The following is a 9,931-nucleotide window of genomic DNA, read 5'->3' on the forward strand; positions in this document are numbered from 1 at the left end:
GTCGGCGGCGTCCCGACAAGTCCGAGCAGGGCCACGACCAGGGCTGCGGTGAGAACCGGGTTGGTCGCGGCGAAACCCGCCCACTGATCGACGGAGCGGCGGTCCGGCTCTGCGGCGGCGACCGCAAAGGCTGCCAGGTTCGTGAGAGCGTAGCCGGCCAGAAAGAACAACAGCGCCGGCTGTCCCAGGTCCGTGAGGGTGGTCACCGCCGCGGCTGCGAGGAGGTAGCCGACCTGACTGACTGTCGACCAGCCCAGAAGGCGGCGCACGTCGCTCTGTGCCAGGGCCGCGAGGTTGCCGACTGTCATGCTGGCCACTGCGAGAACTCCCAGGACCGAGGCCCAGCGCACCTCTCCCGGCAACACGTCCACCACGCGGGTGATCGCAACGAGTCCCCCGATCTTGGGGACCGTGGTGAGAAACGCCGCCGCTGTCACCGATGCCCCCTGGGTGGCATCGGGCACCCAGAAATGGCCTGGAACAGCGCCGACCTTGAACAGCAGGCCCACCAGCACCAAGAGGCCACCGGCACTCACCGCCGCGACTGGCGCTGCGGCCAGCTCGGCTCCCACGGTCGAGTAGCCGGCGCGACCGGCCAGTCCATAGAGCAGGACGGCACCCAGCATCAGCAGGATGCCGAACAAGGCACCGAACAGGTAGGTCTTCAGCGCAGCTTCGGGCGAGTCCGGCCGGGCCATGATCCCGACCAGGCCGTAGAGCGGAATGCTCGACAGCAGGAACGCCACGACCAGCAGGGCAAGGTCGGCGGAGCCAGCGAGTAACAGCGCCCCGGCTCCCCCGAACAGCAGCAGGCTGTAGATCTCACTCTCTCGGGATTCCCCACGCGCCTCCCCCGCCGCGATCAACAGAATCAGGAGCAGCGACACGGTCACCGCCACCCGAGCCGCCGCGGTCGCGTCGTCGACGACGAAGGTGCCGGAGAAGGCGGTCCGAGGGTCGCCAGCCCACGCCACGAGGCCCGCGGCGAGGCTGGCCGTCGTAGCGCCGGCTGCCACCAGACCCATCCGCCGCTGCAGCCTCCGTGGGGTGAAGGACCCCCCGACGAGCGTCACCATCCCACCGAGGAACAGCAGCGCCTCAGGCAGCACGGACAGCAGGTCAGCACCCATCATGTGGACTCACCGCCCCACGAGGTGGACGAGAACGGCTGCACCGGGCTCGATCACGTCCAGCAGGGTGCGCGGCAACACACCGATGAACACCGAGACCCCGAGCAGCATGACAACCGGAGCCCACTCCCGAGTCCTGACGTCGGCGAACTCCACCGATAGACCTGCGATCGGACCAGAGAACACCTGCTGCAGCGCACGCAGGAACAAGGCCGCAGTGATGAGGATGCCGAGCACAGCTATCGCGGAGACAGGCACGACGGCGATGCTGCCGGCGAAGATCTGGAACTCCGCGATGAAACCGGACAAGGCCGGCAGCCCCAGCGACCCGAACGCCGCCACGGTGAAGAGCGCGGCATAGCGCGGGGCGTTCGCGGCAAGCCCTCCGTATGCGTCGAGGTCGTACGTGCCGGTGCGCTCGAACATGGTTCCGGCGAGAAGGAACAGCGCTGCGGTGAGCAGTCCGTGACTGACCATCTGCGTGACCGCGCCGGACACCGCCACGCTGCGAGCCTCGTCGCTGCCGTCTGCGAGCACCCCGGCGGCACCAACGGCGAGGACCACGTATCCCATGTGGTTGACCGACGTGTAGGCGATCATGCGTTTCAGGTCAGTTTGCGCGAAGGCCACAAGGGCTCCCCAGAGCACGGAGATGATCCCGACCGCGATCACGACCCAAGCCCAGTCGCGCCAGGCGTCCGGCAGCATCGGCATCGCGATTCTGACGAACCCGTAGGTCCCCATCTTCAGCAGCACGCCGGCCAGGACGGCAGAGCCGATTGCGGGGGCGTCACTGTGCGCTGGGGGAAGCCACGTGTGGAACGGGAAGGTCGGCGTCTTCACGGCCAGCCCGAGCAGCAATGCCGCCAGGACCAGACCACCGGCAAGTCCGTGGCCCTGCAGCGGCGGATGGGCAGCGAGCTCAACCATGTCGAAGGTGTGCGGGTCGGAGGCGGCGTACAGGCCCACGAACCCCAGCAACAGTGCCAGGGAGCCGAGGAAGGTGTAGAGGAAGAACTTCAGGGCCGACCGGGAGGCATTGCCATGTCCCCAACCGCTGATCGAGAAGTACATCGCCACGATCGAGAGATCGAAGAAGACGAAGAACAAGATCAGGTCCGCGGAGACGAAGAGGCCAAGACTCACCGACTCGAGGAAGAGGAACAACGCCGCCTGCAGCCGGGCCCTTCGCTGTTCGCGGAGCGCGAAGACCGCGCACGCCAGGAAGACCAGCGTGGTCATCGCCACCAGCGGCAGGGACAGCCCGTCAACTCCGACGTGATAGCTCGCTCCGACGCCCGGTATCCACCTGGCCTGCTCCTGCAACGCCAGCTCCCCCGCCGCCGGGCTGTCGTACTTCGCCCAGGCCAGAGCGGCGAGTGCGACCTCGCCCACCGTGACGGCGACGAACGCGCCGCGGGCTGCTCGGTCACCGACCGCCGGGATCAGCAGTGCAGCGGCTGCTGCGAGCGGGAGGAACACCAGGATTGAGAGCACATTCACCTCACGAGGACGAGGACGACGAGGACAACGGCCAGCACGGCCATCGCTTGGAGGTAGTAGTGGTGAAGCTGCCCGGTCTGCGGCTTCCGGACCAGACCGCCAAGGCGTCGCACGCCCGACACGATCGCGGTGACGCCGCCGTCGATGATGCCGTCGTCGGCGAGGGCTGCGACACGAGCCAACCGCGTCGTGCTGGACGCGGTCGTCTCGACGCCGCGGTCCAGCAGTGCGTCGTCAAGGTGGGCCAATTGGTGCGACAGCACCTCGACCGGCCGGACCACGGCCCGGTGTGTGAGCTGCTCGAGGAACAACCAGTCCGTGATTGCCCGTGGCCACGCGGGCCGGTTGGCCCGTGCGTCCCGCATCAGTGCCACGGTTGCGGCAACCACCACAACCGCGACCAGCGCCGAGGCCAGCAGCTCGACCGCACCGGGCTCCGGAGCAGACCCGCCCACCAGATCGTGCACCGCGGCGAACAGTGGCGGAAGCGCGAGCACACCCAGCGTGAGCGCTCCCGCCGCCAACGGGATCAGCGGCAGCCAGGCGTTCGTGGGCACCTGCCGGGTGCCGTCGTGTTCGTCGTCCCACCGCGATTCCGCATGGTCGGGGACGCGGCGGGTCAGCACGACCAACGCCTTGGTGGCGTATGCAGCCGATAGTGCCGCTCCGAGCAGCCCGGCCGCGTAGAGAGCGGGCGAGCGCTCGGCCGCGGCAGCCAGCACCGCGTCCTTGGTCGCCCACAGAGCCAGTGGCGCCAGCCCCGCCAGGGAGAGCAGCCCCGCCGCAGCACACGCGCCGACAACGGGCCAGAGCCGGGCTGCTCCGGTGAGGGAAGCCAGCCTCTTGGTGCCGAGGGCCTGCAGCCAGATCCCAGCGGCGAGGAAAAGCCCGGCCTTGACCGCCGCGTGCGCCACCAGATGGGTGGCACCACCCGAGGTCGCACCGACGCCTGCCGCCAGCACCACGAAGCCGAGCTGGGCCGCGGTTGAGGCGGCCAAGAGCTGCTTCAGGTCACTCTGCGCGAGCGCCACCAGTCCGAGCAGGATCGCAGTGCTGACGCCCGCCCACGCTGCGGCGTCATCGGCCCAGCCGGTCGCCGCCAGCGTCGGTGCGACCCGCAAAAGCAGATAGCCACCCATCGCGACCATCGCTGCCGAGTGCAGGAGCGCGCTGACCGGACTGGGACCGTGCATGGCGCGTGAGAGCCAGAACGAGAACGGCAGCTGGGCTGCTTTACCCAGCCCGGCCACCACGAGCCCAGCCGCCGCGACGTCACGCCACCCGTCAGAGGCATCCGGGAGGGCAGCCAACCCGAGCCCTGCTCCCCCGGCCAGCACGGCACCGCCTGCAACGTACAGGCCGAGGTCCGCGGTCCGAGTGGTCAGGAACGCCGTGGTGCCCGCGCTGACGGTCTGGGAGTCGCGCCAGTGATAGCCGATCAGCGCGAACGACGTCGCTCCCATCACCTCCCACGACATCAGCAGGGTGGGTAGCGAAGTGGCCAACACCGTCATCAAGGCGGCAGCCACGAACAGGAGCATCAGCCCGTGGAACCGAGCCGTGCGCAGCTCAGGGGTCCCGGTCGAGGCCAGCAGCACCAGGGTCGAGACGACCGCCACCGCCGGCAGCACCATCGCTGCCAGACCATCCACGCCGAGTCCCAGCTCTGCTCCCGCCATGAACGGCCTGGCCACCGAGGGTCTCGATGTTGCGGGGAATGAGACCGCGAACGATGCGATCGCCACCAACGCGGAGGAGCTGACTCCCGCCACAGCGGAAAGCCGGTCAGCGGCTGGACCGACCACCAGGAGCAACGCACCGAGGACCGCCGGTACCAGCACGAGAGCAACGAGCGTGAGATCGAGCATCAGTCGTGCAGCTCCGCGGCCATGTCGGTCATGTCGTGCCCGGCCTGCCGGTGCAGGAGGGTGGCTACGGCAAATCCCATCGCCATCTCCACGGTCATGGCCGCGATCACCACGAGCAGCAACACCTGCCCGGAAGGATCCGGCGCCAAGAACCACCACAAGCCGCCCGCGGCCAGGATGACGCCGTTGATCATCAGTTCCAGGCCCATCATCACCATCACGACGACCTGCTGGGAGAACGCGCCATACACCCCGATCGCGAACAGGGCGGCGGCCACGAGCAGCACGGTTTCCAGTGTCATCGACCGCCACCCCCCGGCTGCGGCTCGTCGGCGGGCCGGCGGTCGAGGTCGTCACCGAGCCGGTCGTAACGGCTGCGATGCGACGACAGGACGACGCCCGCCACGATCGTGGCGACCATGACCGGTCCCATGGCGATCATCACGAGCATGTGCGACTCCATGATCGCCTCCCCCAGCGCCGTCGTGACATCGCCCGAGGGTGCACTGCGCCGGGTCGGCCACGGCACGAGCACAGCACCGGCGCCCAGGACCAGGAACGTCGCGATGCCTGCCGCGATCGACGCGCGGTGCGAGTGGACCATGCTCATCGGCATCAGTGCCGGGTTCATCCCCATGAACATGACCATGTAGACCGCCATCACGGCCATCTCCATGACCATCATCAAGATGACGATCACGCCCATGTAGGCCTGCCCCATCAACAGCAGCGTCAGCCCGACAGCGACGAAGGACACCGCCAGCGCGTAGGTCGCCCGGGCCATGGAGTCGACGTAGAAAACCAGCGCACCGGCCGTCACCGACACCACGGCGCACAGCCAGAACCCGACGTCCACGAGAATGGCGTTCATCGAATCTCCTTTCGGCGGTCGGACTCAGTTGATGGCAATGACAGAGACGATCAGATCCTGTGCGACCACGAGAGGCAGCACCACCACCCAACCGAGCTCGAGGAGCTTGTCCGGTCGCAGGGTGGGCAGGCGACGACCGACGAGCACCAGCAGGACGGCAACACCGAGAGTCTTGACCAACACCCAGGCCCAGCCGGCGAGCACTGGCCCGGCGCCCCCGCCCAGGAACAGCGGCACTGCCACGGCAGAACCCGCGATCAGCAGGGCATGACGGCCCACCATCACGAGCAGGCGATCCACGCCGGCCAGCTCCGCGAGAATCCCGCCGTTGAGATCCGTGCCGGCACCCGGCTCCATCGGTGGCCGCATCGAGAAGCCCAGCACCCCCCAGCAGTACGCCACGAACGCCACCGGCGCCCACACCGCGAACCACAAGCCATCCTGGGCTGCAGCGATCTCGGCCAGGTCCAGGCTGCCGGCCGCGATGGCCGGTGCGGTGAGTGCGAACATCAACGGAAGCTCATAACCCAACGCGAGAGCCAGGAACCGGTAGCCGCCCACCAGGCCCGTGATCGAGTTCGGTCCCCAGCCGAGCAGCCACATCACCGCCCACGCCATCACGTCGAACGCGTTGACCCACACCAGCCCCAGCGGGTGGCTCACCAGCGCATGGGCACCCACCGGCACGAAGGCGACGATCAGGACGGCCAGCGGAATCACAGCCGACGAGGCTGACCGCCACAGCAGCCGATCGGCCGAGACGGTGCGGCGCGGGCGCTGGCGCAGCAGGCGTGCCGTCTCGTGCAGCGGCACTGTGAGTCCCGACCGGAGCGGCCGGCCAGCATCACGGGCCTCGAGCCCGGCGGAAAGCCCAGCCACGCACATCGCGACCGCCGCGAGGCCCACCAGCACCGGCAACGCGTAGAACATGGACAGCGAGTCAGTCATGCGCGGTCTCCGAGAGCTCGTGCATGGCCAGGTCTGGCATCAGCGCCGCCAGCCACAGCCTGACCGCGGCCAGTTCCATCCCCCGAACGAGCGCGGGAATGGCCTCGACACTGCGTGCCACGTGTGAGGTCGCGTCCTGATCGAGCTCGACTCGCGCGCGATCAATCAGGCCCGTGAGTAGGTCGTGCAGCTGCTTGGGACCACCGTTGCGGTCCTCAACTGCGAGCCCACCCAGGACCCACCGCAGCGACCGTAGACGCCCGATCCGATCGCCGAACGCAGCCACCTCGTGCCCTCCGAGCAGCCCGCCGGCGAGGCAGCTGTCGCGAAGGCGGTGCGCTCGGGCGTGCTCGGCCGGCAGGCCGACGAGGGCCAGCACCGAGCCGGCCGCGTCAAGCAGGCGCGCTGCCCGCTCAATGGCGTCGTCCGGCTGCCGAGCTCTCGCCATCGCGAGCTGCTCGACGGTGGCGTCGACCACGACATCACCGTGCAGAGTGACGCGCAGCACCACACCGGCAGGCCAGTGCGCAAGCACCGGGCCCAGCGGCAGGCAGAGCTCGTCCATCTCGAGACCGTCGCGATCTTCGGCACCTTCAGCCAGCGGGATACCGTCCGGCATCATCGCGGAGTGCTCCTGCGCGCCACCGCCGTGCTGGTCTTCGTGCTCGTTCGCCATGTCCGAGGCGGAGGGCGTGAAGCCGCGGCGGATCGCCCGACCGGTGAGGTGTGCCGCGGGCTCGCGAAGCTGCTCGCGAGCCTCGCCCAGAAGCAGCTCCGCCTCGTTCGCTGTGCGTACGTGGATCCGCTCCCGTGGCTCTGACATCTGCGCCCACGTGTGCTCGACCTTGGCCGCAAACGCCTCACCGGGATCGCCAACCACAGCCAGGACGTCAGCGTCCGCCACGGACTCGGCCAGGCACCAGCCCATGCGGTTGACGGCGCACTCGAGGGCCACCCGCTCTCGGAACGCCCCCGGGGCCTCCGCGACGAGGACGTGCGCGCGCTTGCTTGCACCTTTGGTCAACATGTCGATCACACCCACCGGAACGCCCCCTCGCGACGGGCCCAACCCACTGCCAGCAACAACAACGACAAGAAGCCGAACATCTCGATCACAGCCCCAGGCCCGAGATCGCCCACGACGATCGCCCACGGGTACATGAACAACATCTCGATGTCGAAGGCGAGGAACACGACGCTGGCCGTGTACCACCGAGCGTGGAACCGCGACAAGGCGTGTTCCGTCGGCGGATGACCGGACAGCCACGGCTCCACCTCGAAAGGGGTTGCCAGCACCGCGGTCCAGCGCGCCAGCACCCGAAGGCCCACCACCGCGGCGACCGACGCAGCGAGCACGTAGAGCAACGACGACACCGGCAACCTCCTCCGTGTGTGATCTAGCTGGCAACGGTTAGGAACCTACGCTGACTGCCCCACATCCGCGCGGTAACGCGGACACGGCCGAGACAGCGAGGGCCCGGACCAGCTCGGTCCGGGCCCCCGCTGAAGGCAGTGCAACGTGCCTCAGGTCACGGCGTGTACTTGAAGATCCACAGACCGTTGTCGCGATCAGAGGCTGCGACGTACTCCTGTCCACCCTTGTTGAACACTTGCACGCCCCAGAAGTTGTTGCCATCAGGCGCGATGTAGTGGCCCTTCTCCACAATCTTGTCGTTCTCTATCTCTGCAACCCGGAACCCGCCCGCGTAGTAGGAGAAGTAGAGCCGCTCCGCCACGGTCTGTGAGGTCGCGACCTCATGCACCGACAGGTCACCGAAACCGCTCGCATAAGCCGGATCGTGCGCCTCCGGGATCGCGTACGTGTCGAGCTCGGTCATCTTGCCGTTCGAGTTTTCGAACAGGTGGACGTATCCCCAGCCGTCGAAGTACGACGTGAACGTGAGCGCTCCCCCTTTGGCGCCGAGGGCAATGGGGGCCCGCTGGGTCCCGTCACCGGCCACGCATGCCGTCTCGTCGTAGGTCGCACCGAAGAGGGCGAACCCCTGCGAGCGCGGCGCCACACCGAAGGTCGGGATGTCGCCAGCGACACTCATGCCGAGCGATCCCTCACACGCATCGGAGCCGGTCCGGTTGAAGATCAGAACGGCGGAGTAGCCTCCGGCTTTGATCACGTTGGAAACCTTCTCAGTGAACGCGCACTCCCCCCGCTCGACAACCGCGATCTGTGATCCGTTCCCCGGACCCGCGGTGGCGTCGGCGTTGCAGCCCCGGCCGAAGAACACCGGAACACCGGTGATCGTTTCGCCCTCTGCCAACTGCTTGGTGTCGCTGCCCTGACTGGCATCAATGGCCCGACCGTTGGAGTCCTTGGCTGTGAGCGCGAAGGGACCGAAGTCCTCGTCCGACCCGACGACGTAGCGGTTGTCCTTCGTGAACTCGGCCTGGTGACCATTGCCCTCGGGTGGGACTGTCAGACCACTTTCGGCGGCCTCGGGGTCCGGGTTGGTGAAGTCGGTGTCCCCGAGGTAGACCGGTGCCAACGGATCGGTCATGTCGACCTTCACGTAGCCGGCGTCCCAGTACGACAGGAGCATGACCTGGCGCCCATCGATCTTCTTGACCACCATGTCGTGCAGGAAGACCTCCTTCAGGTTGTCCGGTGCGGCCTGCAGAATCTGGGGGAATGTCTCGTCGAGGTCGTATTCCGCGATGAGCTTGGGCTTCTTCGGATCGGTGATGTCAACGATGTCAACATCTTTGCCTTCTTCGTTGTCGACCATCACGGCGTAAGCCTCGTCGCCGGCGTCCCAGGCGTAGACGCTGTGAATCTCGTTGGCGTCCTTCTTGCCTTGTCCGTTGACGGTCTTGTCGCCAAAGCCCGCGGCCAGCGGCGTGGGGTGCTCAGGCTTGGTGACGTCGTAGATGTTCATACCGCCGAAGCCGGCCTTGTCATTGCATTTCTCGTTGTTGCTCACAACGATGTCCCCGTCGAACTTGGGAGTGTCGATGTGGATGGCCTGGATGCCCTCGCCGGGGTAGCTGCCCTGCTTGGCTCCGATGAACGCGACCTCCTTGGGGTTGTTCACGTCGGCGATGTTCACGACATGAACCCCGTTGTACTTGCACGTGACGACGCCCCAGGCCGCGAGGTAGGCGTAATCGCCGAGAACGCCGACGTCGGCAATCTTCTCGGGGACCACATTCTTCAGCTTCAGCTTGCTGACCAGATCGATGTTGGGGGTGCTGCTGGCTGGTAGATGTCCACTCGTCTCGCCGTGCTGATGGGAATTGCGCGCCTTGGCGTCAGCGTGCACACCACCATCGGCGGTGACGTCATGACCGGGGTGCCCGGATGCCAGACCTGGGACGAGAATCAAGCCTGCCGCGGACAGTCCAGCGACTACGGCCTTGAACGTTGTTCGGTTCATTCCACTCCTTGCTTATGACGCACGTCACACGTGCGCTGGACGGCCAAGATCGGGAGCTGGTGTCCGGCCGGCTTGGCTCTCGCACGGTGGTGCCAGTGGCAACGACACGCTGCTCGCGATCACTTCACGGCATCCCGAACCGCTGACCGCGGGCTAGAGTCAACAGGGAGGTGGTGCAAGTGACGTTCACAGCTTCGATGTTCGCGCCCGTCGCCCTGGGTT

General features: G+C 67.3%; 9 protein-coding genes. All 9 read right to left on the bottom strand.

Going from position 1 to position 9,931, the window contains the following annotated elements:
- Nucleotides 1-1,133 (bottom strand): NADH-quinone oxidoreductase subunit N (locus WB461_RS00650; RefSeq protein WP_423850794.1); only part of this gene is annotated, 1,133 nt, incomplete at its 3' end.
- A gap of 6 nt (nt 1,134-1,139) precedes the next feature.
- On the bottom strand, nt 1,140-2,633 hold the full coding sequence (locus tag WB461_RS00655) for a complex I subunit 4 family protein (protein ID WP_423850795.1): 1,494 nt from the start codon (nt 2,631-2,633) through the stop codon (nt 1,140-1,142).
- Nucleotides 2,630-4,501: an NADH-quinone oxidoreductase subunit L gene (locus tag WB461_RS00660; protein ID WP_423850796.1), complete on the bottom strand. Its 1,872-nt coding sequence runs from the start codon at nt 4,499-4,501 to the stop codon at nt 2,630-2,632. The genes WB461_RS00655 and WB461_RS00660 overlap by 4 nt, the downstream gene beginning before the upstream one ends.
- Nucleotides 4,501-4,803 carry an NADH-quinone oxidoreductase subunit NuoK gene (locus WB461_RS00665; RefSeq protein ID WP_423850797.1) on the bottom strand — a complete coding sequence of 101 codons (303 nt, stop codon included), beginning with the start codon at nt 4,801-4,803 and terminating at the stop codon, nt 4,501-4,503. The genes WB461_RS00660 and WB461_RS00665 overlap by 1 nt, the downstream gene beginning before the upstream one ends.
- Nucleotides 4,800-5,372: a hypothetical protein gene (locus tag WB461_RS00670; protein WP_423850798.1), complete on the bottom strand. Its 573-nt coding sequence runs from the start codon at nt 5,370-5,372 to the stop codon at nt 4,800-4,802. The genes WB461_RS00665 and WB461_RS00670 overlap by 4 nt, the downstream gene beginning before the upstream one ends.
- A gap of 24 nt (nt 5,373-5,396) precedes the next feature.
- Nucleotides 5,397-6,320, bottom strand: a complete 924-nt coding sequence (locus WB461_RS00675; RefSeq protein ID WP_423850799.1) for a complex I subunit 1 family protein — start codon at nt 6,318-6,320, stop codon at nt 5,397-5,399.
- Nucleotides 6,313-7,362 (bottom strand): hypothetical protein, encoded by a 1,050-nt coding sequence (locus tag WB461_RS00680; RefSeq protein ID WP_423850800.1) that lies wholly within the window; start codon nt 7,360-7,362, stop codon nt 6,313-6,315. The genes WB461_RS00675 and WB461_RS00680 overlap by 8 nt, the downstream gene beginning before the upstream one ends.
- Nucleotides 7,353-7,694, bottom strand: coding sequence for an NADH-quinone oxidoreductase subunit A (locus tag WB461_RS00685; protein WP_423850801.1), 342 nt, complete (start codon nt 7,692-7,694; stop codon nt 7,353-7,355). The genes WB461_RS00680 and WB461_RS00685 overlap by 10 nt, the downstream gene beginning before the upstream one ends.
- 155 nt (nt 7,695-7,849) lie before the next feature.
- Nucleotides 7,850-9,709: a PA domain-containing protein gene (locus WB461_RS00690; protein WP_423850802.1), complete on the bottom strand. Its 1,860-nt coding sequence runs from the start codon at nt 9,707-9,709 to the stop codon at nt 7,850-7,852.
- Nucleotides 9,710-9,931 lie beyond the last annotated feature (222 nt).

This window comes from Aeromicrobium sp., assembly GCF_049587115.1.
Lineage (GTDB): Bacteria > Actinomycetota > Actinomycetes > Propionibacteriales > Nocardioidaceae > Aeromicrobium.